This window comes from Pseudomonas sp. 15C, from assembly GCF_055484735.1.
The window spans coordinates 16554-41339 of sequence record NZ_JBUDGD010000033.1; the positions used below are offsets into that span (position 1 = coordinate 16554).

Below are 24786 nucleotides of genomic sequence, written 5' to 3' on the forward strand. Positions count from 1 at the left end.
AGGTCCTGTAGCGACGCGGCGGTTCACGCAGCGCAGTTGCAGGGTCTCAAGAGCGGCCCTGATGAGTGAGGATTGAGAATCATGGCTTACAGCGAAAAGGTCATCGACCACTACGAAAACCCGCGCAACGTCGGCAAGATGAACGCGGAAGATCCTGATGTTGGCACCGGCATGGTCGGCGCTCCGGCGTGCGGCGACGTGATGCGTCTGCAAATCAAGGTCAACGACCAGGGCGTTATCGAAGACGCCAAGTTCAAGACCTACGGCTGCGGTTCGGCTATCGCTTCCAGCTCCCTCGCCACCGAGTGGATGAAGGGCAAGACCCTGGACGAAGCCGAAACCATCAAGAACACTCAGCTGGCCGAAGAACTGGCCCTGCCGCCAGTGAAAATCCACTGCTCGGTACTGGCTGAAGACGCTATCAAAGCGGCTGTTCGCGATTACAAGCAGAAGAAAGGCTTGATCTGATCCGCGTTACGGTAAGGAGTTTTCATGGCAATCCAGATGACAGAAGCGGCAGCTAAGCATGTGCAGCGCTCCCTTGCAGGGCGCGGCAAGGGCGAGGGTATCCGCCTGGGTGTTCGCACCACGGGCTGTTCCGGGCTCGCCTATGTACTGGAATTCGTCGACGAAGTCGGTGAAGACGATCAGGTTTTCGAAAGTCATGGTCAGAAAGTGATCATCGACCCGAAAAGCCTGACCTACCTGGACGGCACCGAGCTCGATTTCGTCAAGGAAGGGTTGAACGAAGGCTTCAAGTTCAACAACCCCAACGTACGCGGTGAATGTGGCTGCGGCGAAAGCTTCAACATCTGAGGCTTGTCGTGGGTATTCCTTGTCATTTCGCTTTATTCGAGCTGCAACCGAGCTTCCGCCTGGATCTTGAGCAGTTGGCCACGCGCTATCGCGAGCTGGCGCGCGGGGTTCACCCTGACCGCTTTGCCGACGCTTCCGAGCGCGAGCAGCGTTCGGCGCTCGAGCAGTCCGCGCGGCTCAACGACGCCTACCAGACGCTCAAGAGTCCGGCCCAGCGTGCGCGCTACCTGCTGAAAATCAGCGGGCATGAAGTGCCGATGGAAGTCACTGTCCACGATCCCGAGTTTCTTTTGCAGCAGATGCAATGGCGCGAAGAGCTCGAAGACCTGCAGGACAGTGCCGATCTCGACGGTGTCGCGGTGTTCAAGCGTCGCCTCAAGGCCGCTCAGGAACAGCTCAATGAAAGCTTCGCAGCCTGTTGGGATGATGCGGCGCAACGCGAACAGGCCGAACGCCTGATGCGGCGCATGCAGTTCCTCGACAAGCTCACCTACGAAGTGCGCCAGCTAGAAGAGCGCCTCGACGATTAACCCAGTGCTGCCCTGATTGCACGCCTGATAGACAGACAAGACCTGATTACCATGGCTCTACTGCAGATCGCCGAACCCGGCCAAAGTCCTCAACCGCACCAGCGTCGTCTGGCTGTCGGCATCGACCTGGGCACTACCAATTCTCTCGTCGCTGCTTTGCGCAGCGGTGTCTCCGAACCGCTGGCCGATGCCGACGGGCAGGTCATCCTGCCGTCCGCCGTGCGTTATCACGCCGACCGCATCGAAGTCGGCGAGTCGGCCAAGCTGGCCGCCGCCGCGGATCCTTTGAACACCGTGCTGTCGGTCAAGCGCTTGATGGGTCGTGGTCTGTCCGACGTCAAGCAATTGGGCGAGCAACTGCCGTACCGCTTCGTCGGTGGCGAGTCGCACATGCCGTTCATCGATACCGTGCAGGGCCCGAAAAGCCCGGTCGAAGTCTCCGCCGATATCCTCAAGGTCCTGCGTCAGCGCGCTGAAGCGACCTTGGGCGGCGAACTGGTTGGTGCGGTGATTACCGTTCCTGCCTATTTCGACGATGCCCAGCGTCAGGCCACCAAAGATGCGGCGAAACTCGCTGGTCTGAACGTCTTGCGTCTGCTCAACGAGCCGACCGCCGCTGCGGTGGCGTACGGTCTTGACCAGCATGCCGAAGGTCTGGTCGCCATTTATGACCTGGGCGGCGGTACCTTCGATATTTCGATTCTGCGCCTGACCGGCGGTGTGTTCGAGGTTCTGGCCACTGGCGGCGACAGCGCGCTGGGCGGCGATGACTTCGATCACGCGATTGCCGGCTGGATCATCGAGAGCGCCGGGCTGTCCGCCGATCTCGATCCGGGTGCACAACGCAATCTGCTGCAGACCGCTTGTGCGGCCAAAGAAGCCCTGACCGATGCGGCCAGTGTTGAAGTGGCTTATGGCGACTGGAAGGCCCAGCTGACTCGCCAGGCCTTCGATGCGCTGATCGAGCCGATGGTCGCACGCAGCCTGAAAGCCTGCCGCCGCGCCGTTCGCGATTCCGGCATCGAGCTGGAAGACGTCCACGCTGTGGTCATGGTCGGCGGTTCGACCCGTGTGCCGCGTGTTCGCGAAGCGGTCGCCGAAGCCTTTGGTCGCCAGCCGCTGACCGAAATCGACCCGGATCAAGTGGTGGCCATCGGGGCTGCGATCCAGGCTGACACCTTGGCCGGCAACAAGCGCGATGGCGGCGAACTGCTGCTGCTCGATGTGATTCCATTGTCCCTGGGCCTGGAAACCATGGGCGGCCTGATGGAGAAGGTGATTCCGCGCAACACCACCATCCCCGTCGCTCGCGCGCAAGATTTCACCACCTACAAAGACGGCCAGTCGGCCATGGCGATCCACGTGCTGCAGGGTGAGCGCGAGCTGATCAGCGATTGCCGCTCTCTGGCGCGCTTCGAATTGCGCGGTATTCCGGCGATGGTCGCTGGCGCGGCGAAGATTCGCGTGACCTTCCAGGTCGATGCCGATGGTTTGCTCAGCGTCTCTGCCCGTGAGTTGGGTTCGGGCGTCGAGGCGAGCATTCAGGTCAAGCCGTCCTACGGTCTGACCGACGGCGAAATCGCCAAGATGCTGAAAGATTCGTTCCAGTACGCCGGTGACGACAAGGTCGCCCGCGTTCTGCGTGAACAGCAAGTCGATGCCCAGCGCCTGCTCGAAGCGGTGCAGGGCGCTCTGGAGGCGGATGGCGAGCGTTTGCTCGACGCCGAAGAGCGCATGGTCATCGACCTGCAGATGCAAGAACTGGCCGAACTGATGAAAGGCACCGATGGTTATGCCATCGAGCAGCAGACCAAGCGTCTGTCGCAAGTGACCGATGCTTTTGCTGCCCGCCGCATGGATCAGACGGTCAAAGCCGCTCTGTCGGGGCGCAACCTGAATGAAATCGAGGATATCTGATGCCGCAGGTCATTTTTCTGCCCCACGAGAAGTTCTGCCCTGAAGGCATGGTGGTCGAGGCTGCGCCCGGCACCTCGATTCTCGAGCTTGCCCACGAACACCACATCGAGATGGAAAGTGCCTGCGGCGGCGTCTGCGCCTGCACCACGTGCCACTGCATCATCCGCGAGGGTTTCGACTCGATGGAAGAGGCCGATGAGCTGGAAGAAGATTTCCTCGATCGCGCCTGGGGCCTGGAAGCGCAATCGCGTCTGGCCTGTCAGGCCATCGTCGGTGAAGAAGACATTACCGTCGAGATCCCGAAATATTCGCTTAACCATGCGGCCGAAGCGCCGCACTGACTGGTAATACTGTCATGAGCTACGGTTGGAATGATGTTCAACGCATTGCCGAAGAGCTGGCCGAGACCCACGAGGGGCTCGATCCGTACTCGGTAGGTTTCGTCCGTCTGCAGCAGATGATCCTTGAGCTGCCTGACTTCGATGCTACTTCTGGCCGGGTCGGCGAGAAGGTGCTCGAAGCGGTTCAAGAGCTTTGGGCCGCAGAATTGGACTGATCGTCTCGCAGGTTAGGCAATACCCAAGAACCCGCGTATAATTCGCGGGTTTAATTTTTCGCAAATTACCGTTTCTGGAGTTACACCATGGCTGTTCAACGTACTTTCTCCATCATCAAGCCTGACGCCGTTGCTAAAAACGTGATCGGCAAGATCACCACTCGCTTCGAAGACGCTGGCCTGCGCGTGGTAGCTTCGAAACTGAAGCAACTGTCCAAAGCCGAAGCCGAAGGCTTCTACGCTGAGCACAGCGAGCGCGGTTTCTTCGGTGATCTGGTTGCTTTCATGACTTCCGGCCCGGTTGTCGTTCAGGTTCTGGAAGGCGAAAACGCCATCGCTCGCAACCGTGAGCTGATGGGCGCTACCAACCCTAAAGAAGCGGCTGCCGGCACCATCCGTGCTGACTTCGCCGAGTCGATCGACGCCAACGCCGTTCACGGTTCGGACTCCGAAGCCGCTGCTGCTCGCGAAATCGCTTACTTCTTCGCAGCTACTGAAGTAACCACTCGCTAAGCATTGGCTTAAGAGTGAAGGTGAATCCATGACGACATCGACTGTGAAAACCAACCTGCTGGGTCTCACCCAGCCGGAAATGGAAAAATTCTTCGACTCAATCGGGGAGAAGCGTTTCCGTGCCGGTCAGGTAATGAAATGGATTCACCACTTTGGCGTCGATGATTTCGACGCCATGACGAACGTCAGCAAGGCCTTGCGCGACAAGCTCAAGGCCATTGCCGAAGTGCGTGGTCCGGAAGTGGTCAGCGAGGACATCTCCAGCGACGGCACCCGTAAATGGGTGGTGCGCGTGGCGTCCGGCAGCTGCGTCGAGACTGTGTACATTCCCCAGGGCAAACGCGGCACTTTGTGCGTTTCGTCCCAGGCAGGCTGTGCCCTGGATTGCAGTTTCTGCTCCACCGGCAAGCAAGGCTTCAACAGCAACCTCACCGCCGCCGAAGTCATCGGCCAGGTGTGGATTGCCAACAAATCTTTCGGCAGCGTCCCGGCCACCGTCGACCGCGCCATCACCAACGTGGTGATGATGGGCATGGGCGAGCCGTTGCTGAACTTCGACAACGTCGTCGCCGCCATGCATCTGATGATGGATGACCTCGGCTACGGAATCTCCAAGCGCCGTGTGACCTTGTCCACTTCGGGCGTGGTGCCGATGATCGATGAGCTGGCCAAGCACATCGACGTGTCCCTGGCGTTGTCCCTGCACGCACCGAATGACGCATTGCGTAACCAATTGGTGCCGATCAACAAGAAATATCCGCTTAAGATGCTGCTCGAGTCGTGCCAGCGCTACATGTCCGCCCTCGGCGAGAAACGTGTGCTGACCATCGAGTACACCTTGCTCAAGGACGTCAACGACAAGCTTGAGCACGCGGTGGAAATGATCGAGTTGCTGAAAGACATCCCGTGCAAGATCAACCTCATCCCGTTTAACCCGTTCCCGCATTCCGGGTACGAGCGGCCAAGCAACAACGCCATTCGCCGCTTTCAGGATCAGTTGCATCAGGCCGGTTTCAACGTCACCGTGCGCACCACCCGTGGTGAAGACATCGACGCTGCATGTGGTCAATTGGTAGGGCAGGTGCTGGATCGCACCCGTCGCAGTGAACGTTACATCGCTGTGCGTGAGTTGAGCGCCGACAGCGATCTGGCTCAGAACGCCACGAACACTCACTAAGAGAGGATCTCTATGTCCCTGCGCTTTGCGCTGCTGTTGCTGTTGGCCAGCCTGTGTGCTGGTTGTGTCCTGTCGGGTGACTACAACCCGATGAAGACCAGCAAGGGCCGCGATGAAGCGCGGGCTGCCTACGTGCAGTTGGGCCTGGGTTACCTGCAGCAGGGGATGACCGAGCGGGCCAAGGTGCCATTGAAAAAGGCCCTGGAACTCGACGATTCCGATCCAGACGCCAATGCGGCGCTCGGTCTGGTGTTTCAGTCCGAGATGGAGCCCCAGCTGGCCGACGAGCACTTTCGCAAGGCCTTGTCCTCGCGTCCCGCCGATGCGCGCATCCTCAACAACTACGGCAGTTTTCTCTACGAAGAACAGCGCTATAAAGAAGCCTACGAGCGATTTGAACAGGCTGCCGCCGATACCCTGTATCCTGAGCGTTCGCGGGTGTTCGAGAACCTCGGCATGACTGCAGCGAAGCTTGGGCAGCGCGATCTGGCGCAGCAGCAACTGGAAAAAGCACTGCGTTTGAACCGTCAACAACCGCGCGCGCTGCTGGAAATGGCTGAGTTGTCCTTCGAAGACAGGCATTATGTGCCCGCGCGTGACTTCTACGACCGTTTCAGCCAGTTGACCGAACAGAATGCACGTAGTCTATTGCTCGGCGTTCGGCTGGCAAAAGTGTTTGAAGATCGCGACAAGGCCGCCAGTTACGGCCTGCAATTAAAACGACTCTATCCCGGTACGCCGGAATATCAGCAATACCTGTCGGAGCAATGATGAAAGCGGCGCATCCCGAAGTTGTAGCAGCGAATCGCGTTAACCCCGGTGAGACCCTGCGCCAGGCCCGCGAAAGCAATGGCTGGTCGCTGGCCGAAGTGGCCCTCAAGCTCAACCTCACCGTGACTTCCCTGAGCAATCTTGAAGCCGGCGCGTTCGACAAGCTGCCGGGGCATACCTTCGCCCGCGGCTACATTCGCGCCTATGCCAAATTGCTCGGCATGGATCAGAGCGTGCTGGTCCAGCAATTCGACCAGTCCACCGGCACCGATTCGCAGGGCAGCAACGTTCACGCCCTCGGTCGTATCGAAGAGCCGGTGCGGGTTTCCCACACCATTTTGCGTATCGTCAGCCTGCTGTTGCTGATCGCGGTCATCGGCGGCGGTTTCGTCTGGTGGCAGGATCAGACCTCGCTGCGCACCAAGGATCTGGCCGCTCTCGCTCCGGAGCACGTCGAAGTTGAAGGAGCGGACGGCACCACGCAGATTCATCCGATCGACGAGCCGGAAGACCAGGCTGTCGAAGAAAACCAGGCCGACAGCTCGACCGCGCTGGCATTGCCGCAATCCGAAACCAGCGCCGAATCGACCGGTGCCGAAGCCACTGCGCCGGCCACCGCGCCAGTAGCACCGGTGGCGCCGAGCGTCGCGCCGACTGCCCCGGCTCATACCCCTGCGCCATCCGTAGCCGCGCCCACCGCTCCGGCGCCGAACGTCGCAACGCCGGCGCCAACCGTCGCCGCTCCAACCGCGCCCGTCGCACCTGCGGCCAGCCCTGAAGCGGCTGCCCCGGTTGCCGGCGAAGGTCAGGTCCAGCTGCAATTCAGCGCCGATTGCTGGGCGCAGGTGACCGACGGCCGTGGCAAGGTGATTTTCAGCGGTCTGAAACACAAAGGCGACAGCGTGACCGTGGCCGGCAAGCCGCCGCTCAACGTCCGCCTGGGTGTCGCTCGCGCCGCACAGGTCAGCTACAACGGCCAGCCGGTCGATATCGCTCCGTTCACCAGTGGCGAGACTGCTCGCCTGAAGTTGGGTCAATAAGTCATGCACGGCGAATCTCCAATCAAACGTCGCGTTTCGCGCAAGATCTGGGTCGGCAACGTACCGGTGGGCGGCGATGCGCCAATCGCGGTGCAGAGCATGACCAACAGCGACACCAATGACGTCGCCGCCACCGTTGCGCAGATCAACCGTCTGGAAGCCGCCGGCGTCGACATCGTTCGCGTTTCGGTGCCGGACATGGACGCCGCCGAGGCGTTCGGCAAGATCAAGCAGCTGGTCAAGGTGCCGCTGGTGGCCGACATTCACTTCGATTACCGCATAGCCTTGCGCGTGGCCGAACTGGGTGTGGACTGCCTGCGCATCAACCCGGGCAACATCGGTCGCGAAGACCGTGTGCGTGCGGTGGTCGATGCCGCGCGTGATCGTGGCATCCCGATCCGCATCGGGGTCAACGCCGGCTCGCTGGAAAAAGACCTGCAAAAGAAATACGGCGAACCGACTCCGGCGGCGCTGGTTGAATCCGCCTTGCGTCACGTTGAACACCTTGAACGCCTGAATTTCCAGGACTTCAAGGTCAGCGTGAAGGCCTCCGACGTGTTCATGGCCGTCGAAGCCTACCGCCTGCTGGCGAAAGAAATCGTCCAGCCGCTGCACCTGGGTATCACCGAAGCCGGTGGATTGCGTTCGGGCACAGTGAAATCCGCCGTCGGCCTAGGTATGCTGCTCGCCGAAGGGATTGGCGATACTATCCGCATCTCGCTGGCGGCCGACCCGGTCGAGGAAGTGAAGGTCGGTTACGACATTCTCAAGTCTTTGCATCTGCGTTCCCGTGGCATCAACTTCATCGCCTGCCCGAGCTGCTCGCGGCAGAACTTCGATGTGGTGAAAACCATGAACGAGCTGGAAGGGCGCCTTGAAGACCTGCTGGTCCCGCTGGATGTCGCGGTCATCGGTTGCGTGGTCAACGGCCCCGGCGAAGCCAAGGAAGCCCATATCGGCTTGACCGGCGGCACGCCAAACCTGATTTACATCGATGGCAAGCCGTCGCAGAAACTGACGAATGACAATCTGGTGGATGAGCTGGAACGGCTGATCCGCGAGAAAGCGGCCGAAAAGGTCGAAGCTGACGCAGCGGTTATCGCGCGCGGCTGATCGAACGAATTAAGGAATTTTTGTGAGCAAGTCTCTGCAAGCCATTCGTGGCATGAACGACATCCTGCCCGAACAGACCCCGCTGTGGCGTTATTTCGAGGGCACTGTTGCGCGTCTGCTGGACAACTACGGTTACAAGCAGATCCGCATGCCGATCGTCGAGTTCACCGAGCTGTTCAAGCGCTCGATCGGTGAAGTGACCGATATCGTCGAAAAAGAGATGTACACCTTCGAAGACCGCAACGGCGATTCGCTGACCTTGCGTCCCGAAGGTACGGCGGCGTGCGTGCGCGCTGTGCTCGAACACGGCATCACCGGCGGCGGTCAGGTGCAGAAACTCTGGTACATCGGCCCGATGTTCCGCCACGAGCGTCCGCAGAAAGGCCGGTATCGTCAGTTCCACCAGATCGGTCTGGAAGTGTTCAACCTCGACGGTCCGGACATCGACGCCGAACTGATCATCATGACCTGGCGCCTGTGGGGCGAGCTGGGTATTCGTGATGCGGTCAAGCTCGAACTCAACAGCCTTGGCACCAGCGAGTCCCGCGGGCGTTATCGTGAGGCGCTGGTCGAGTATCTCTCGGCGCACCACGACAAGCTCGACGAAGACAGCCAGCGCCGTCTGAAAACCAACCCGCTGCGCGTGCTCGACACCAAGAACGCCGACACTCAGGCGGTACTGGTCGATGCGCCGAAAATGGCCGACTACCTCGATGACGAGTCCCGTGCTCACTTCGAAGGCCTGAAGGCGCGGCTGGACGCGGTCGGCATTCCATACGTGCTCAACCCGAAACTGGTGCGCGGCCTCGATTACTACAGCAAAACCGTTTTCGAATGGGTCACCGACAAGCTCGGCGCCCAGGGTACCGTGTGCGCGGGCGGCCGTTACGATGGTCTGGTCGAGCAGATGGGCGGCAAGCCGACCACCGGCGTCGGTTTCGCCATGGGCATCGAGCGTCTGGTGTTGATGCTCGAAACCCTCGAGCAGATCCCGGCAGAAATCTCCCGTCAGGTTGACGTCTACCTGTGCGCCTTCGGTGAGCAGGCGGAGCTGGCCGGTCTGGCCCTGGCCGAGCGGATTCGCGATCAACTTCCAAACCTGCGCCTGCAAGTCAATGCCGGCGCCGGCAGCTTCAAGAGCCAGTTCAAGAAAGCCGACAAGAGCGGTGCGCTGTACGCACTGATCCTCGGCGACGACGAGATGGCCCAGCAAGTGGTAGGTTTCAAACCCCTGCGTGGCCAGGGCGAACAACAAAGCATTGCCTGGGATGCGCTCGCCGCTCACCTGGCCACCTGCGTCGTGCAGGGTTGAAGCTGTCTTAACAGCCGATTTAGCGATTAAGGAGTATTGGGGTGTCGAGTACCGAAGACGAACAGTTGGCGGATTTGAAGGACTGGTGGACACGCAACGGCAAACCTCTGGTCACCGGCGGCCTGTTGGCGCTGGTCATCGTGTTCGGCTGGCAGGCTTATCACAAGTATCAGAGCAACCAGTCGCAAGGCGCTTCGGTGCTCTATCAGCAATTGCTGGAAACCACCCTGACGCCTGACGGCAAGCCAGACGCCGCGCGCGTTGCGGATCTGGCCGGCAAGCTCAACAGCGAATTCGGCGGTTCTGCCTACGCGCAGTACGGCAGCCTGTTCGTCGCCAAGGTCGCGGTCGACAGCGGCAAGCTGGACGACGCGGCCACCGAGCTGAAAGCCATCGTCGACAAACCGGCCAACCCGGCGCTGGGCGAGATCGCCCGTCAGCGTCTGGCGCAGGTGCTGGGTGCGCAGGACAAAACCGAAGACGCCCTGAAACTGCTCGACGGCGATGCCGACAAAGCGTTCCTGGCCACTCGCGAAGAGCTCAAGGGCGACCTGCTGGTGAAGCTGGGCCGTACCGATGACGCGAACAAGGCGTATCAAAAAGCCAAGGCAGCACTGTCGGATGAAGCGGCAGTCGGTGGCCTTCAAATCAAGCTCGACGACCTGGCCAAAGGGGATGCGTGACGTGATCCGTTGGAAGCATGCAGCATTGCTGGCTCTGGCCCTTCTGGCCGCGGGTTGCAGCAGCAACAGCAAGAAAGAATTGCCACCGGCTGAGCTGACCGACTTCAAGGAAGAAGTGGTTCTGCACAAGCAGTGGAGTCGTTCGATCGGTGACGGTCAGGGCGAAACCTACAACATGCTGGTACCGGCGATCGATGGTGACACCATCTACGCCGCCGATGTCACCGGCGTGGTCATGGCCATGGATCGCAGCAATGGCGACGTGAAATGGGAACAGGACCTTGAATTGCCTGTTTCCGGCGCTGTTGGCGTGGGTTACGGTCTGGTGTTGATCGGCACCCTGCGTGGCGAAGTCGTCGCTCTGGACACCAGCAACGGTGAAGAGAAGTGGCGTGCTCGCGTCAACAGCGAAGTCCTCGCGCCGCCGGCCAACAACGGTGACGTGGTCGTGGTGCAGACCCAGGACGATCGTCTGATCGGTCTGGATGCGTCCACCGGTAATCAGCGCTGGGTGTATGACAGCACGCCGGCGGTACTGACCCTGCGGGGCACCAGTGCACCGCTGGTGACCAACCGTCTGGCGCTGGCTGGCCTGTCGACCGGTAAAGTGGTCGCCCTGGACATTTCCAACGGCGTGCCGGTGTGGGAACAGCGCATCGCCATTCCACAGGGTCGTTCGGAACTGGAGCGCGTGGTCGACATCGACGGCGGTCTGCTGCTGTCCGGCGGTACGCTGTACGTGGCCAGCTATCAGGGACGCGTCGCGGCACTGGACGTGGAAAGCGGTCGTCAACTCTGGCAGCGCGATGCCTCGAGCTACGCCGGTATCGCTCAGGGGTTCGGCAGCGTCTACGTGAGCCTGTCCTCGGGCACCGTTGAAGGCGTCGATGAGCGTTCCACCACCGCGTTGTGGAGCAACGATGCGCTGGCTCGCCGCCAGCTGTCGGCTCCGGAAGTGTTCTCCAGCTATGTTGCAGTGGGTGACCTGGAAGGTTATCTGCACCTGCTGAGTCAGGTTGACGGTCGTTTCGTCGGCCGTGAGCGCATCGACAGCGACGGCCTGCGTGCCCGTCCGCTGGTGGTGGGCGACACGATTTATGTGTATGGCAACAGCGGCAAACTGGAAGCCCTGACCATCAAGTAACAACTATGCTTGGGGTTGACACCCCAGGCAGCTTCACTTGTAGGAGCGAGCCTGCTCGCGAAAAGCGTCAAGGTCGACGCGTACAGCCTGAATGAACGCGATGCTGTTGCCGTTTTTCGCGAACAGGCCCGCTCCCACAGTGTTGCCCCGAGCACCAGCCGCTGCCTCGCAGCGGCTTTTGTATTTTCTGAAATAACGAAGTGGAGAGCCGCATGGTTCCCGTAATCGCCCTGGTGGGCCGACCGAACGTCGGCAAGTCCACCTTGTTCAACCGCCTGACTCGGACTCGCGACGCCATCGTCGGCGACCTGTCCGGTCTGACCCGTGATCGCCAGTACGGTGAGGCCAAGTGGCAAGGGCGTTCCTACATTCTGATCGACACCGGCGGTATCTCCGGTGACGAACATGGTATGGACGAAAAAATGGCCGAGCAGTCGCTGCTGGCCATTGAAGAAGCAGACGTTGTGCTGTTCCTGGTAGATGCCAAGGCCGGTTTCACCGCCGCCGACCAGATGATCGCCGAACACCTGCGCAAGCGTAACAAGCGTTCACACGTGGTCGCCAACAAGGTCGACAACATCGACCCGGAAATGGCTCGCGCCGAATTTGCCCCGCTGGGCATGGGCCACGCGATCCCGATCGCCGGTGCTCATGGCCGTGGCATCACGCAGTTGCTCGAAGCCGCCCTGAGCGACTTCCCGCGAGACGATGACGAGCCGGCTGAAGGCGAAGAGGAAGAGATCGTTGCCGAAGGCGAGGAAGCCAAGCGCATTCCTGGCCCGAGCGAAAAAGACGGGATCAAGATCGCCATCATCGGTCGTCCGAACGTCGGTAAATCGACCCTGGTCAACCGCATGCTCGGTGAAGACCGGGTGATCGTTTATGACCAGCCCGGCACCACCCGCGACAGTATCTACATCCCGTTTGAACGCAACGAAGAAAAGTACACGCTGATCGACACCGCCGGTGTGCGCAAGCGCGGCAAGATCCACGAAGAAGTCGAAAAGTTCTCCGTGGTCAAAACCCTGCAAGCGATCAAAGACGCCAACGTAGTGATCTTCGTGATGGACGCCCGCGAAGGTGTGGTCGACCACGACCTCAACCTGCTGGGCTTCGCCATCGAATCCGGTCGTGCGCTGGTGATCGCGATCAACAAGTGGGACGGCATGACGCCGAGCGAGCGCGACTTCGTCAAGGTCGAGCTGCAACGTCGACTGTTCTTCGTTGACTACGCCGACATTCACTTCATCTCGGCGCTACACGGCACCGGCGTGGGCAACCTCTACGCTTCCGTACAGAACTCGTTCAAGTCGGCGGTCACCCGCTGGCCGACCAACCGTCTGACCCAGATCCTGGAAGATGCGGTAGGTGAGCACGCGCCTCCGATGGTCAACAACCGCCGGATCAAGCTGCGTTATGCGCACTTGGGCGGTGCCAACCCGCCGATCATCGTGATCCACGGTAACCAGATCGAGAAAGTGCCGAAGTCGTACGTGCGCTATCTGGAAAACACTTACCGCCGTGTGCTGAAGCTGGTCGGTACGCCGATCCGCATCGAGTTCAAGGGCGGCGAAAACCCGTACGAAGGCAACAAGAACACGCTGACCGACCGCCAGGTCAACAAGAAGCGTCGCTTGATGTCGCACAACAAGAAAGCCAGCAAGAAACGCCGCGACAAGAAATAAAAAAGCAGCTTCAAGTTTCGAGCTGCAAGCTTCAAGTAAAAGCAAAGAGGGCTCCGTACGGCGCCCTTTTTTGTGGGCGGTGAACTTGGCTTGCAGCTTGAAGCTTGTAACTTGCCGCTTGAATCTTGTCGCCTGCCGCTTGAAACTTGCATTTCACCTGCAAGGGGCTTCCGATGATCACCAGCAAGCTGCCGAATGTCGGCATCACCATTTTCACGCAGATGTCTCAGCTCGCGGCGCAGACCGGGGCGATCAACCTGTCTCAGGGTTTTCCGGATTTCGACGGCCCGCAGTCGCTGCGTGACGCGGTGGGTCGGCATATCGCCAGCGGCCATAACCAGTATTCGCCGATGACCGGCCTGCCGGCGCTGCGTCAGCAGATTGCCGCGAAAATCGCGCGCAGCTACGGCGCCACTGTCGATGCCGATCACGAAGTGACCGTCACGCCCGGTGCCACGCAAGCGATCTTCTGCGCCATTCAGGCGGTTATCCACAGCGGCGACGAAGTCATCGTCTTCGACCCGGCTTACGACAGCTATGAGCCAGCGGTGGAACTGGCCGGCGGCCGCTGCGTGCATGTGCAGTTGGGCCTGAAGGATTTCTCCATCGATTTCGATCAGCTCAGTGCAGCCCTGACGCCGCGCACGCGGATGATCATTCTCAACACCCCGCACAACCCGAGTGGCGCGCTGATCAGTCGTGCCGAACTGGATCAGCTGGCCGCGTTGATTCGTGATCGCGACATCTATGTGATCAGCGACGAAGTCTATGAGCACCTGGTTTTCGACGGCGTGCCGCATGTCAGCGTGCTGGCTCATGAGGAGCTGTATCAGCGCGCATTCGTGGTCAGCTCGTTCGGCAAGACCTACCACGTCACCGGCTGGAAAACCGGCTATGTCGTCGCACCGCCAGCGCTTACTGCCGAACTGCGCAAGGTGCATCAGTACGTGAGTTTCTGCGGTGTCACGCCGCTGCAATACGCGCTGGCCGATTACATGGCCGAGCACCCTGAGCACGTCGAAGAGCTGCCGGGTTTCTATCAGGCCAAGCGCGACTTGTTCTGCGACCTGCTGGCGCCGTCGCGCTTCAGTTTCACTCGGGTCACCGGTACGTATTTCCAACTGGTCGACTATTCGCAGATTCGCCCAGACCTGAATGATGTCGAGATGGCCCTGTGGATGACCCGCGAACATGGCGTGGCGAGTATTCCGGTGTCGGTGTTCTACCAGAAACCGCCGCAAGGCCAGCGCCTGGTGCGTCTGTGCTTTGCCAAACGCGAGGAGACGCTGCGTGAAGCGGCGGCAAAACTATGCGTGATCTGAGTGCGTTGCCAGACCTCAACCTGGCGCTGATCCAGACCAGCCTGGCCTGGCATGACCGCCAGGCCAACCTCGAGCATTTCGAGGGGCTGCTGGAGCAGGCGCGTGGTGCCGATCTGATTATCTTGCCGGAAATGTTCACCACCGGTTTTTCCATGGAATCGCAAACCCTTGCCGAAGCCGAGAACGGCCCGACCAGCAAATGGTTGCGGGCGCAGGCGGCGAAATTCGACGCGGTGATCACTGGCAGCGTGATCATTCAGGCGGCAGACGGCAGCCATCGCAACCGTCTGCTGTGGGCGCGCCCGGACGGTGAGGTGCTGCATTACGACAAGCGCCATCTGTTCCGCATGGCCGGTGAACACAACCATTACACCCCCGGTGAGCGTCAGGTGCAGTTCGAATTGAAAGGCTGGCGTATTCGCCCGCTGATTTGCTACGACCTGCGTTTCCCGGTGTGGAGTCGCGACGCCCAGGACACCGACCTGCTGCTGTACACCGCCAATTGGCCGGGTGCACGGCGTCTGCACTGGAATCGCCTGTTACCGGCTCGGGCCATCGAAAACCTCTGCTATGTGGCAGCGGTGAATCGCGTGGGCACCGATGGCAAGGGCTTCGCCTACACCGGCGACAGTCAGGTGCTGGATTTCCAGGGCGAGACGTTGCTGGCGGCGGGGGAGGCGGACGGGGTGTTCAAGGTGGTGCTGGAGGCAGCGCCGTTGGCGGCTTACCGCGAACGGTTTCCGGCGAATCTGGATGCCGACACCTTCGAGTTCACCTGAGGTTTCCAGTGCCTGACAGGGCGCTATCGCCAGCAGGCTGGCTCCCACAGGGGTTGCGTTCACAACACAAATCCCTGTGGGAGCTAGCCTGCTAGCGATGGGGCCGGTGAAGGCGGCACAAAAGACTCAGGCAAGAAAAAGGCCCCGAAGCTTTCACTCCGGGGCCTTTTGCATTTCAGCGAGCAATCAAGCCGCTTTCGCCTCTGGCTGGCTCAGCGAGCGGTTCAGGGCGCTGAACAGTGCCTTGAAGCTGGCGGTGGTGATGTTCTCATCGATCCCCACGCCATGCACCGCACGTTCGCCGTTCACGCGCAGCTCGATGTAGGCCGCCGCTTTGGCGTTGGTGCCAGCGCCGATCGCGTGTTCGTTGTAATCCATGATTTCCACCGGAACCGGCAAGCCGGCCACCAGTGCTTCCAGGGCACCGTTGCCCTTGCCGCGCCAGTGCAGGTTGGTTTCGCCCTGACCCTTGCTCGCCACTTCCACTTCGACGGCGCTGTTGCCGTTTTCTTCTTGCAGGCGATGGCTGACCAGCGCGTACGGGGTGTTGGCTTGCAGGTATTCGCTGATCAACAGCGAGTGAATCTGCTTGGCGGTCATTTCCAGGCCGAGACGGTCGGTTTCACGCTGCACCACCTGGCTGAATTCGATCTGCATGCGACGCGGCAGGCTGATGCCATATTCCTGCTCCAGCAAGTAGGCGATGCCGCCCTTGCCCGACTGGCTGTTGACGCGGATCACCGCCTCGTAGCTGCGGCCGATGTCGGCCGGGTCGATCGGCAGGTACGGGACTTCCCAAAGGGCGTCCGGTTTCTGCTGGGAGAAGCCTTTGCGGATCGCATCTTGGTGCGAGCCGGAGAACGCGGTGTGGACCAGGTCGCCAACGTACGGGTGACGTGGGTGAACCTGGATCTGGTTGCACTCCTCTACCACTTTGCGCACGCCATCGATGTCGGAGAAATCCAGCTGCGGATCGAGGCCCTGGGTGTACATGTTCAGCGCGACGGTGACGAGGTCGACGTTACCGGTGCGCTCGCCGTTGCCGAACAGGCAGCCTTCGACGCGGTCGGCGCCGGCCATCAGGCCCAGCTCGGTCGCCGCAACGCCGGTGCCACGGTCGTTGTGGGTGTGCAGGCTGATGATCACGCTGTCACGACGGTTGATGTTGCGGCCGAACCACTCGATCTGGTCGGCGTAGACGTTTGGCGTCGCGCATTCAACGGTGGCTGGCAGGTTGAGGATCATCTTGTGCTCAGGCGTCGGGTTCCACACCTCGATCACCGCGTCACAGACTTCCTTGGCGAACTCCAGCTCAGTGGCGCTGAAGGTTTCCGGGGAGTATTCGAAGGTCCACTCGGTGTCCGGCTGCATCGCTGCATATTTGACGAACAGCTTGGCCGCGTTGACCGCGATGGCCTTGATGCCGTCCTTGTCCTGGTTGAACACGATGCGACGGAACGACGGCGATGTAGCGTTATAGAGGTGAACGATGGCTTTCTTCGCCCCGCGCAGGGATTCGAAGGTGCGCTCGATGAGGTCTTCACGGCCCTGGGTCAGCACCTGAATGGTGGTGTCGTCCGGAATGTGGCCTTCTTCGATCAGGGTGCGCACGAAGTCGAAGTCGGTTTGCGAAGCCGCCGGGAATGACGCTTCGATTTCCTTCACACCCACTTGAACCAGGGTTTTCCAGAAGCGCAGCTTCTTCGCCGCGTCCATCGGTTCGATCAGCGACTGGTTGCCGTCACGCAGGTCGGAGCTGCACCAGATCGGCGCGGTGTCGATGGTCTTCGACGGCCAGGTGCGATCCGGCAGGTTGATGACGGGAAACGCGCGGTATTTCGAAGACGGGTCTTTGAGCATGCTCATCGGGAAATTCCTTGTTGTCTGGGCCGAAAAGAGGCGGCCTGCCGGTTGAACGAATGTTCTTGGAAAAGCGTAGGACGAGGCGCAGCGATTCAGCCTGGCAGTCGTGCGCTGACGAGGCACAGGCTGCGGTGCTGGCGAAGCTGAATGAGGGTGTGAGAGGTTTTCATGCCCTCAACCCTAACCGCGAGGGGGGAGGATGGCAAGCAGTCGAAAAAAATTGAGAGGAATCCTCGGAAAGCCGGGTTCTGCGAGATTTTATTGTGCTGGAAGGCGAGGATGTTCGGGATGTTTGCGCGAGGTCTGGATGGGGCGCAATCGAGAGTGGTAGGGTTTCTGAAGGATTGAAGGTGTCAGTGAGTCAGTCATCGCCAGCAGGCTGGCTCCCACAGGGGATGGTGTTCACGACACAAAACCCCTGTGGGAGCTAGCCTGCTAGCGATGAGGCCATCAGCCTCAACCATGATTCAAGGCTGGAAGGCACCAATGAAAATCGCCGGATCCACCCGCGCATCATTCAGGCTGACATTCCAGTGCATGTGCGGCCCGGTCGCCCGGCCGGTGGCGCCGACCTTGCCGACCACCGCGCCACGGGCCAGTTGCTGGCCGTTCTTCACGTCGATCTTCGACATATGGCAGAACATGCTGATAAAGCCCTGGCCATGGTCGACGAACACGGTGTTGCCGTTGAAAAAGTAGTTACCGATCAAAATCACCTTGCCCGCCGCCGGCGTCTTGATCGGCGTGCCGGCTGGCACGGCGAAGTCGAGACCGGCGTGGGGGTTGCGTTCTTCGCCATTGAAGAAACGGCGCACACCGAACTTGCTCGACAGCGGCCCGTTGACTGGTTTGTCCAGCAGCAGGTTGCTCGGCGTGTTCGGGCTGAAGCTGCGGTAGGCCTTGATCTGCTCGGCCAGTTCGCCCTCGATGCGTTTAAGGTTCGACTGATCCGGATTGACCTGCTGCTTGTTCTTCAGGGTGATGCGCTGCTCCGGGTATTTCTTGCTGCCGACGGTGAACGGCAAAGTCCGGCCGCTGCTGCTGATCTGCTGCGCACCGGGTTTGACGGTCAGCGGCACGCCGACGATCGCCAGCCAGTTGTTCTGTTCTTTCACCACCAGCACCGGTTTGCCCTGATACGTGGCTTTCGGCGCTTGTGCTGCCGCACCCAGATCCACCACCGCGACGCCGCCCGGCACTGGTTTGTTCAGCAGGCGAGTGATGTAACTGTCGGCGTGGGCGTTGAAGGTCAGGCACAGCAACAGCAGCGGAGCGATAAAGCGCGGCATGGATCAGTCCAGTAAAGAGAGGGTGACGGGCGTCAGGTGGTTATCCTCGACGCGCACTTGCAGTTCGCCTTCGCCCAGTTTGGCTTTAAGGCGCTGGCCGGTGTGGGTCTGCGCGGCGTCGCGGATCGCGTGGCCGCGTTCGTCGAGCAAAATGCTGTAGCCACGACCGAGGGTTGCCAGCGGGCTGACCACATGCAGGGTCTGCATCTGGCTGTGCAGTTGCAGACGACGGTTTTTCAGGCCTTCACGCATGGCCCGGGGCAAGCGGTCGGCGAGGCTGTCGAGACGCTGGCGCAGCATCGCCAACTGGCGACCCGGATGTTGCCCGGCGAGGCGGGTTTCCAGGCGGATCAGGCGTTCGCGGCGGGTGTTGAGATGACGCTCGAACGCCCGGCGCATGCGCATGTCCAGATCATCCAGACGCTGCGCCTGCTGGCGCAAACGCTCACCGGGATGACGCAAACGCCGGGCCATGCCTTCCAGCCGCAGGCGGTCGCGCATCAAACGATCACGCATGCGCATCACCAGACGGCGATGCAGGCTTTCGACCTGACGGATCAAATGGCTCGAGTCTGGCGCAAGCAGTTCGGCTGCGGCGGACGGTGTCGGCGCACGCACGTCGGCGACAAAGTCGCTGATCGATACGTCGGTTTCATGTCCAACGGCGCTGACGATCGGCGTCACGCAGGCATCGACGGCACGCGCGACGGCTTCCTCGTTGAAGCACCAGAGATCTTCCAGCGAACCGCCGCCACGGGCGAGGATCAACGCGTCGAAACCGCGAGCATCGGCCATTTTCAACGCGCGGACGATTTGCGCGGTGGCTTCGCGGCCCTGTACGGCGGTGGGAATCAACGTCAACTGGATCTGCGGCGCGCGGCGGCGGAACACACTGATGATGTCGCGAATCACCGCGCCGGTCGGCGAACTGATGATGCCGATGCGCTGCGGATGAGCCGGCAGCGGCACTTTGCGTTCGGCGCTGAACAGACCTTCGGCGCTGAGTTTTTCCTTCAGCGCATCGAAGGCCAGGCGCAACGCGCCGTCACCGGCCGGTTCTACCGTGTCGAGAATCAGCTGGTAGTCGCCACGGCCTTCGAACAGCGAGACCTTGCCGCGCACTTTCACCGCCAAGCCGTCCTTCAACGCCTGACGCACCCGCGCGGCGTTTTGCCGGAACAACGCGCAACGCACTTGGGCGCCGCTGTCCTTGAGAGTGAAATACACATGCCCCGACGCCGGGCGGGCGAGGTTGGAAATTTCACCTTCGACCCAGATGTTGCTGAACACGTCTTCCAGCAACACCCGCGCGCGGCCGTTGAGCTGGCTGACGGTCAGGACTTCACGGTCCAGGCCGAGTCTTGCAAAGGGATCTTTAATCATGGGGCGCAGTTTAAAGGCATTTGCCGTCGGATCACCACCAATCCCCTGTAGGCCTTCGCCTGCTCGCGATAGCGGTGTGTCAGCATATATTGATGTGTCTGACCCGCCGCTATCGCGAGCAGGCGAAGGCCTACAGGGGGATGGTACAGTCAGCGGCCTTATAAAGGATGCGGGCCGATGGACATTATGGAGCTGTTGGGGGCGTGGTCATGGGGCGCGGGCGGTTGGGCGGCGATCGGGCTGGGCATTGCTTTGGCCTACATCGTCTTCGGCATCGCCGGTTTCGGTACGGCGCTGGTCGCGGGGCCGATTCTGATCCTGTTCATGCCGCTGTCGAAGATCGTGCCGCTGCTGGTGCTGCTGGACTTCGTCGCAGCGTTCGGCAATTTGCTGCCGTCGCGGCGCGATGTTGCCAAGCCGGAGTTGTTACGGCTGCTGCCGTGCATGGCGATCGGTTGCACGCTGGGGGTGATCTTTCTGCTCAACCTCAAGTCCGATGTGCTGCTGTTATTGATGGGGTTGTTCATCAGCGCCTATGCGGTCTATAGCCTTTGGGTCAAAGCGCGGCCGGCGCAGTTGTCGGCGGCATGGGCCGTGCCGATGGGTACGGTGGGCGGGTTGTTCGGTGCGTTGTTTGGCAGTGGCGGGTTTCTCTACGCGATCTATCTCAACAGCCGCTTATCCAAAGAAGCCGCGCGGGCCACGCAAAGTGCGCTGATCAGTTGCAGCACCGTGGTGCGCCTGAGTCTGTTCATTATCGCGGGCGTGTATGCCGAGCTACCCTTGTTGATATTGGCGCTGTGCCTGTTGCCGGCGATGGCGCTGGGCTTGTGGATCGGCCGGCGACTGAGCATGAAGTTGTCGCGCGAAGCGTTTGTGCGGCTGGTGACGTGGCTGGTGCTGGCCTGCGGGATTGCTCTGATCGGGCGTTATTTCAACACTTGACCGGATTTTGTCAGGGATTAAGCTGCCGGCCGCATTTCCTTTGTAGGCCTTCGCCTGCTCGCGATAGCGGTGTATCAGTTTGCATTGAAGTCACTGACAGACCGCTATCGCGAGCAGGCGAAGGCCTACAAGGTTTTCCCGGTATTTTCAGCAGGCTCGACCATGAACACGCAAAGCATCATCGTCCCGAAAATCTCCACCCTGCCGGTGCACGAACCCCGGGCGCGGGCGATCGTGCGGTGGCTGGTGCGCAAGAACATTGTCGAAGAACAACTGACCACCTGCGGGCGCACCGGCAACCGCATGGCCCACGCCATCGCCGACGGCGCCCGCGCGGTGGTGCTGCACCCCGAAGCGCTACCGTTCGGTGAGCCAATCAATGGCCTGGAGATCATCACCAAGCGCTGCATCTATACCCCGGCCAAAGGCTTTCTCGAAGAAGCCGGTTGCGCCGAATGCCGCCGCGAAGTCGGCGAAGCGCTGTTCGAAAGTCTGGAAGACTGGTTTCCCGGTCGCACCGACAATTTCACCTGCCCCGAATGCGGGCACGAAGACGACATCAACGGGTTCCTGTTCTTGCAGGAATGCGCGTTTTCCAACCTCGGTTTCATCTTCAACAATTGGTTGGGGGCCGGGTTCAAGCAGAGCTTTATCGACGAGTTCGCCGACTGGCTCGATCAACCTGTCTCGTGGGTCAAGGTGGAGCTGTAGGGCCGGGCTTTTCCTTCTATCAATTAGACTGAGTTTTACATTGAACAGCAGGGGGTGTCTGACTATAATGGCGCGCTTCCATTTTCCCGCTCGGGAGCCCCCGCGATGCTGCGTATCAGCCAAGAAGCTCTGACATTCGACGACATTCTCCTAGTGCCCGGTTATTCCGAGGTACTTCCCAACGAAGTCAGTCTCAAGACCCGTCTTACCCGTGGCATCGAACTGAATATTCCTCTGGTTTCTGCCGCCATGGACACCGTTACTGAAGCCCGTCTGGCAATCGCCATGGCTCAGGAAGGTGGCATCGGCATTATCCACAAGAACATGACCATCGAGCAGCAAGCTGCCGAAGTGCGCAAGGTCAAGAAGTTCGAAGCCGGTGTGGTCAAGGATCCCATCACCATCGAGGCCGATGCCACGGTGCGTGATCTGTTCGAACTGACCCGTCTGCACAATATTTCCGGCGTTCCGGTACTGCACGATGGCGACCTGGTCGGCATCGTCACTTCCCGTGACGTACGTTTCGAAAACCGTCTGGAAGCCACTGTCCGCGAAGTGATGACGCCTAAAGAGCGTCTGGTCACGGTCAAGGAAGGCGCCAACAAGAACGACGTACGCGAACTGCTGCACAAGCACCGCATCGAGCGCGTGCTGATCGTCGACGACAAATTCGCCCTCAAAGGCATGATGACCGTCAACGACATCGAAAAAGCCAAAGCCTACCCGCTGGCCAGCAAGGACGATCAAGGTCGTCTGCGTGTCGGCGCGGCGGTCGGCACCGGTAAAGACACCGGTGATCGCGTCACCGCATTGGTCAACGCTGGCGTGGACGTGGTGGTGGTCGACACCGCGCACGGGCATTCCAAAGGCGTGATCGACCGCGTTCGCTGGGTCAAAGAGAACTTCCCTGAAGTGCAGGTGATCGGCGGCAACATCGCCACCGGCGCCGCTGCCAAGGCGCTGGCCGAGGCGGGCGCCGATGCGGTCAAGGTCGGTATCGGCCCTGGCTCGATCTGCACAACCCGTATCGTCGCCGGTGTCGGCGTGCCGCAAATCAGCGCGATCGCCAACGTCGCCGCCGCCCTTGAAGGCACTGGCGTGCCGTTGATCGCCGACGGCGGCATCCGTTTCTCCGGTGACCTGTCCAAGGCCATCGTCGCCGGTGCGTCCTGCGTGATGATGGGTTCGATGTTCGCCGGTACTGAAGAAGCCCCGGGCGAGATCGAACTGTTCCAGGGCCGTTCGTACAAGGCTTATCGCGGCATGGGTTCGCTGGGTGCCATGTCCCAGGCCCAAGGGTCTTCCGACCGTTACTTCCAGGATTCCTCGGCCGGCGCCGAGAAGCTGGTACCGGAAGGCATCGAAGGCCGCGTGCCGTACAAAGGCACCCTGAGCGCGATCATTCACCAGTTGATGGGCGGTCTGCGTTCCTCGATGGGTTACACCGGCAGCGCCAACATCGAAGAAATGCGCACCAAGCCTGAGTTCGTGCGGATCACCGGTGCCGGCATGGCCGAATCCCACGTTCACGACGTGCAGATCACCAAGGAAGCGCCAAACTACCGCGTAGGTTGAGGCTTTCAGCAAAACGTTAAATCACCGGGGCTGTTCATTCAGCCCCGAGTTGTTTCTGATTCACTACATGAGAATGAGTCATGGCCCTCGACATTCACGCTCACCGCATCCTGATCCTCGACTTCGGTTCGCAATACACCCAGCTGATTGCGCGCCGCGTGCGCGAGATCGGCGTGTACTGCGAACTGCACCCGTTCGACATGGACGAAGATGCGATCCGCGAATTCGCCCCTAAAGGCGTCATCCTCGCCGGCGGCCCCGAGTCCGTGCACGAAGCCAACAGCCCGCGCTGCCCACAGGCCGTGTTCGACCTGGGCGTGCCGGTTTTCGGTATCTGCTACGGCATGCAGACCATGGCCGAGCAACTGGGCGGCAAGGTTGAAGGTTCCGAGCTGCGTGAGTTCGGTTACGCCCGCGTTGACGTGGTCGGCAAGAGCCGTCTGCTCGACGGCATCGAAGACCACATCGACGCCGACGGCCTGTTCGGCCTCGACGTGTGGATGAGCCACGGTGACAAAGTCACGAAGATGCCGGAAGACTTCCACATCCTCGCCAGCACCCCGAGTTGCCCGATCGCCGGCATGTTCAACGACGATCGCGCGTACTACGGCGTGCAGTTCCACCCGGAAGTGACCCACACCAAGCAGGGTGGCCGCATCCTCTCGCGTTTCGTGCTCGACATCTGCGGCTGCGAAGCCCTATGGACGCCGTCGAAAATCGCTGAAGACGCGATCGCCAACATCCGCGCTCAGGTCGGCACCGACAACGTCCTGTTGGGCCTGTCCGGCGGTGTCGACTCCTCGGTCGTTGCTGCGCTGCTGCACAAAGCCATCGGTGATCAACTGACCTGCGTGTTCGTCGACAACGGCCTGCTGCGTCTGCACGAAGGCGAGCAAGTGATGGCCATGTTCGCCGAGAACATGGGCGTCAAGGTGATCCGCGCCAACGCCGAAGAGCAGTTCCTCAACAACCTGGCCGGCGAAGCCGACCCGGAGAAGAAGCGCAAGATCATTGGCCGTACCTTCATCGACGTGTTCGATGCCCAGTCCAACAAACTGGAAAACATCAAATACCTCGCTCAGGGCACCATCTACCCGGACGTGATCGAGTCGGCTGGCGCAAAAAGCGGCAAGGCTCACGTGATCAAGTCGCACCACAACGTGGGCGGCCTGCCGGAAGAGATGAACCTGAAACTGGTCGAGCCACTGCGCGAACTGTTCAAGGACGAAGTCCGTCGTCTGGGCCTGGAACTCGGCCTGCCGTACGACATGGTCTACCGTCACCCGTTCCCGGGCCCGGGCTTGGGCGTGCGTATCCTCGGCGAAGTGAAGAAGGAGTACGCCGACCTGCTGCGTCGTGCCGACCACATCTTCATCGAAGAACTGCGCAAGGCCGACTGGTACCACAAGGTCAGCCAGGCTTTCGTGGTGTTCCAGCCAGTCAAATCGGTGGGCGTGGTCGGCGACGGCCGTCGTTACGCCTGGGTCGTGGCCCTGCGAGCCGTAGAAACCATCGACTTCATGACCGCGCGTTGGGCACACCTGCCTTACGAACTGCTGGAAACCGTCTCCGGCCGCATCATCAATGAAATCGAAGGCATTTCGCGCGTCACCTACGACGTGTCGAGCAAGCCACCGGCGACGATTGAGTGGGAGTGATCCT

General features: G+C 60.7%; 24 protein-coding genes. 21 read left to right on the forward strand and 3 right to left on the reverse strand.

The window, feature by feature from the left end; genetic code table 11:
- Positions 1-81 precede the first annotated feature (81 nt).
- The 17 genes from iscU to ACYYKW_RS17350 all read left to right on the forward strand — a co-directional run bounded on the left by iscU (position 82) and on the right by ACYYKW_RS17350 (position 15358).
- The gene (gene iscU, locus ACYYKW_RS17270) at positions 82-468 is read left to right on the forward strand and encodes a Fe-S cluster assembly scaffold IscU (RefSeq protein ID WP_003227907.1); all 387 of its coding nucleotides are present in this window, start codon (positions 82-84) and stop codon (positions 466-468) included.
- Positions 469-492: 24 nt separating this feature from the next.
- Positions 493-816, forward strand: coding sequence for an iron-sulfur cluster assembly protein IscA (gene iscA / locus ACYYKW_RS17275; protein ID WP_030139597.1), 324 nt, complete (start codon positions 493-495; stop codon positions 814-816).
- A gap of 8 nt (positions 817-824) precedes the next feature.
- A complete protein-coding gene (gene hscB, locus ACYYKW_RS17280) occupies positions 825-1346 on the forward strand; it encodes a co-chaperone HscB (protein ID WP_016773325.1) in 522 nt (173 codons plus the stop codon).
- 51 nt (positions 1347-1397) lie between these two features.
- Complete coding sequence (hscA, locus tag ACYYKW_RS17285; RefSeq protein ID WP_464990641.1) at positions 1398-3263, forward strand: Fe-S protein assembly chaperone HscA; 1866 nt, start codon at positions 1398-1400, stop codon at positions 3261-3263.
- A complete protein-coding gene (fdx, locus tag ACYYKW_RS17290) occupies positions 3263-3604 on the forward strand; it encodes an ISC system 2Fe-2S type ferredoxin (protein ID WP_007916885.1) in 342 nt (113 codons plus the stop codon). Before hscA ends, fdx begins: the two co-directional genes overlap by 1 nt.
- Before the next feature lie 14 nt (positions 3605-3618).
- A complete protein-coding gene (gene iscX / locus ACYYKW_RS17295) occupies positions 3619-3819 on the forward strand; it encodes a Fe-S cluster assembly protein IscX (protein WP_464990642.1) in 201 nt (66 codons plus the stop codon).
- Positions 3820-3906: 87 nt separating this feature from the next.
- On the forward strand, positions 3907-4332 hold the full coding sequence (gene ndk / locus ACYYKW_RS17300) for a nucleoside-diphosphate kinase (protein ID WP_024014216.1): 426 nt from the start codon (positions 3907-3909) through the stop codon (positions 4330-4332).
- 28 nt (positions 4333-4360) lie between these two features.
- On the forward strand, positions 4361-5509 hold the full coding sequence (gene rlmN / locus ACYYKW_RS17305) for a dual-specificity RNA methyltransferase RlmN (RefSeq protein ID WP_090286031.1): 1149 nt from the start codon (positions 4361-4363) through the stop codon (positions 5507-5509).
- Positions 5510-5521: 12 nt separating this feature from the next.
- A complete protein-coding gene (pilW, locus tag ACYYKW_RS17310; protein WP_090286029.1) occupies positions 5522-6280 on the forward strand; it encodes a type IV pilus biogenesis/stability protein PilW in 759 nt (252 codons plus the stop codon).
- Complete coding sequence (locus ACYYKW_RS17315; RefSeq protein WP_464990643.1) at positions 6280-7320, forward strand: RodZ domain-containing protein; 1041 nt, start codon at positions 6280-6282, stop codon at positions 7318-7320. The genes pilW and ACYYKW_RS17315 overlap by 1 nt, the downstream gene beginning before the upstream one ends.
- Positions 7321-7323: 3 nt before the next feature.
- Positions 7324-8433 carry a flavodoxin-dependent (E)-4-hydroxy-3-methylbut-2-enyl-diphosphate synthase gene (gene ispG, locus ACYYKW_RS17320; RefSeq protein ID WP_090286025.1) on the forward strand — a complete coding sequence of 370 codons (1110 nt, stop codon included), beginning with the start codon at positions 7324-7326 and terminating at the stop codon, positions 8431-8433.
- Positions 8434-8455: 22 nt separating this feature from the next.
- On the forward strand, positions 8456-9745 hold the full coding sequence (gene hisS / locus ACYYKW_RS17325; protein ID WP_090286022.1) for a histidine--tRNA ligase: 1290 nt from the start codon (positions 8456-8458) through the stop codon (positions 9743-9745).
- 41 nt (positions 9746-9786) lie between these two features.
- Positions 9787-10428 carry a tetratricopeptide repeat protein gene (locus ACYYKW_RS17330; RefSeq protein ID WP_090286019.1) on the forward strand — a complete coding sequence of 214 codons (642 nt, stop codon included), beginning with the start codon at positions 9787-9789 and terminating at the stop codon, positions 10426-10428.
- Complete coding sequence (gene bamB / locus ACYYKW_RS17335; protein WP_336355383.1) at positions 10421-11572, forward strand: outer membrane protein assembly factor BamB; 1152 nt, start codon at positions 10421-10423, stop codon at positions 11570-11572. The genes ACYYKW_RS17330 and bamB overlap by 8 nt, the downstream gene beginning before the upstream one ends.
- Positions 11573-11784: 212 nt before the next feature.
- The gene (der, locus tag ACYYKW_RS17340) at positions 11785-13257 is read left to right on the forward strand and encodes a ribosome biogenesis GTPase Der (RefSeq protein ID WP_090286015.1); all 1473 of its coding nucleotides are present in this window, start codon (positions 11785-11787) and stop codon (positions 13255-13257) included.
- A gap of 173 nt (positions 13258-13430) precedes the next feature.
- Positions 13431-14579, forward strand: a complete 1149-nt coding sequence (locus tag ACYYKW_RS17345) for a pyridoxal phosphate-dependent aminotransferase (protein ID WP_093098586.1) — start codon at positions 13431-13433, stop codon at positions 14577-14579.
- Positions 14567-15358, forward strand: a complete 792-nt coding sequence (locus tag ACYYKW_RS17350) for an amidohydrolase (protein ID WP_464990644.1) — start codon at positions 14567-14569, stop codon at positions 15356-15358. Before ACYYKW_RS17345 ends, ACYYKW_RS17350 begins: the two co-directional genes overlap by 13 nt.
- A gap of 186 nt (positions 15359-15544) precedes the next feature.
- Here ACYYKW_RS17350 and leuA read toward each other — a convergent pair whose 3' ends face one another.
- The 3 genes from leuA to xseA form a co-directional block, all read right to left on the reverse strand.
- The gene (gene leuA, locus ACYYKW_RS17355; protein ID WP_090286008.1) at positions 15545-17224 is read right to left on the reverse strand and encodes a 2-isopropylmalate synthase; all 1680 of its coding nucleotides are present in this window, start codon (positions 17222-17224) and stop codon (positions 15545-15547) included.
- 464 nt (positions 17225-17688) lie between these two features.
- Positions 17689-18510, reverse strand: a complete 822-nt coding sequence (locus tag ACYYKW_RS17360; RefSeq protein ID WP_464990645.1) for a peptidoglycan DD-metalloendopeptidase family protein — start codon at positions 18508-18510, stop codon at positions 17689-17691.
- A 3-nt stretch (positions 18511-18513) separates the two neighbouring features.
- A complete protein-coding gene (xseA, locus tag ACYYKW_RS17365; protein ID WP_090286002.1) occupies positions 18514-19893 on the reverse strand; it encodes an exodeoxyribonuclease VII large subunit in 1380 nt (459 codons plus the stop codon).
- Between the two features lie 177 nt (positions 19894-20070).
- On the opposite strand from xseA, the gene ACYYKW_RS17370 reads away from it, so the two are divergent.
- From ACYYKW_RS17370 to guaA, 4 genes are all read left to right on the forward strand, one after another.
- Entirely contained in the window at positions 20071-20838 is a 768-nt protein-coding gene (locus ACYYKW_RS17370; protein ID WP_464990646.1) for a sulfite exporter TauE/SafE family protein, read from the forward strand.
- Positions 20839-21000: 162 nt separating this feature from the next.
- Positions 21001-21549, forward strand: a complete 549-nt coding sequence (locus tag ACYYKW_RS17375; RefSeq protein ID WP_336355462.1) for a sugar ABC transporter ATPase — start codon at positions 21001-21003, stop codon at positions 21547-21549.
- A gap of 105 nt (positions 21550-21654) precedes the next feature.
- On the forward strand, positions 21655-23124 hold the full coding sequence (guaB, locus tag ACYYKW_RS17380) for an IMP dehydrogenase (RefSeq protein ID WP_093098602.1): 1470 nt from the start codon (positions 21655-21657) through the stop codon (positions 23122-23124).
- Between the two features lie 80 nt (positions 23125-23204).
- On the forward strand, positions 23205-24782 hold the full coding sequence (gene guaA / locus ACYYKW_RS17385) for a glutamine-hydrolyzing GMP synthase (RefSeq protein WP_042608327.1): 1578 nt from the start codon (positions 23205-23207) through the stop codon (positions 24780-24782).
- Positions 24783-24786 lie beyond the last annotated feature (4 nt).

Coding starts and splice junctions, on each gene's coding strand:
- iscU (WP_003227907.1), top strand. CDS start 82: ATGGCTTACAGCGAAAAGGTCATCGACCACTACGAAAACCCGCGCAAC.
- iscA (WP_030139597.1), top strand. CDS start 493: ATGGCAATCCAGATGACAGAAGCGGCAGCTAAGCATGTGCAGCGCTCC.
- hscA (WP_464990641.1), top strand. CDS start 1,398: ATGGCTCTACTGCAGATCGCCGAACCCGGCCAAAGTCCTCAACCGCAC.
- fdx (WP_007916885.1), top strand. CDS start 3,263: ATGCCGCAGGTCATTTTTCTGCCCCACGAGAAGTTCTGCCCTGAAGGC.
- iscX (WP_464990642.1), top strand. CDS start 3,619: ATGAGCTACGGTTGGAATGATGTTCAACGCATTGCCGAAGAGCTGGCC.
- ndk (WP_024014216.1), top strand. CDS start 3,907: ATGGCTGTTCAACGTACTTTCTCCATCATCAAGCCTGACGCCGTTGCT.
- rlmN (WP_090286031.1), top strand. CDS start 4,361: ATGACGACATCGACTGTGAAAACCAACCTGCTGGGTCTCACCCAGCCG.
- pilW (WP_090286029.1), top strand. CDS start 5,522: ATGTCCCTGCGCTTTGCGCTGCTGTTGCTGTTGGCCAGCCTGTGTGCT.
- ACYYKW_RS17315 (WP_464990643.1), top strand. CDS start 6,280: ATGAAAGCGGCGCATCCCGAAGTTGTAGCAGCGAATCGCGTTAACCCC.
- ispG (WP_090286025.1), top strand. CDS start 7,324: ATGCACGGCGAATCTCCAATCAAACGTCGCGTTTCGCGCAAGATCTGG.
- bamB (WP_336355383.1), top strand. CDS start 10,421: ATGCGTGACGTGATCCGTTGGAAGCATGCAGCATTGCTGGCTCTGGCC.
- der (WP_090286015.1), top strand. CDS start 11,785: ATGGTTCCCGTAATCGCCCTGGTGGGCCGACCGAACGTCGGCAAGTCC.
- ACYYKW_RS17345 (WP_093098586.1), top strand. CDS start 13,431: ATGATCACCAGCAAGCTGCCGAATGTCGGCATCACCATTTTCACGCAG.
- ACYYKW_RS17350 (WP_464990644.1), top strand. CDS start 14,567: ATGCGTGATCTGAGTGCGTTGCCAGACCTCAACCTGGCGCTGATCCAG.
- leuA (WP_090286008.1), bottom strand. CDS start 17,224: ATGAGCATGCTCAAAGACCCGTCTTCGAAATACCGCGCGTTTCCCGTC.
- ACYYKW_RS17360 (WP_464990645.1), bottom strand. CDS start 18,510: ATGCCGCGCTTTATCGCTCCGCTGCTGTTGCTGTGCCTGACCTTCAAC.
- xseA (WP_090286002.1), bottom strand. CDS start 19,893: ATGATTAAAGATCCCTTTGCAAGACTCGGCCTGGACCGTGAAGTCCTG.
- ACYYKW_RS17370 (WP_464990646.1), top strand. CDS start 20,071: ATGGACATTATGGAGCTGTTGGGGGCGTGGTCATGGGGCGCGGGCGGT.
- ACYYKW_RS17375 (WP_336355462.1), top strand. CDS start 21,001: ATGAACACGCAAAGCATCATCGTCCCGAAAATCTCCACCCTGCCGGTG.
- guaB (WP_093098602.1), top strand. CDS start 21,655: ATGCTGCGTATCAGCCAAGAAGCTCTGACATTCGACGACATTCTCCTA.
- guaA (WP_042608327.1), top strand. CDS start 23,205: ATGGCCCTCGACATTCACGCTCACCGCATCCTGATCCTCGACTTCGGT.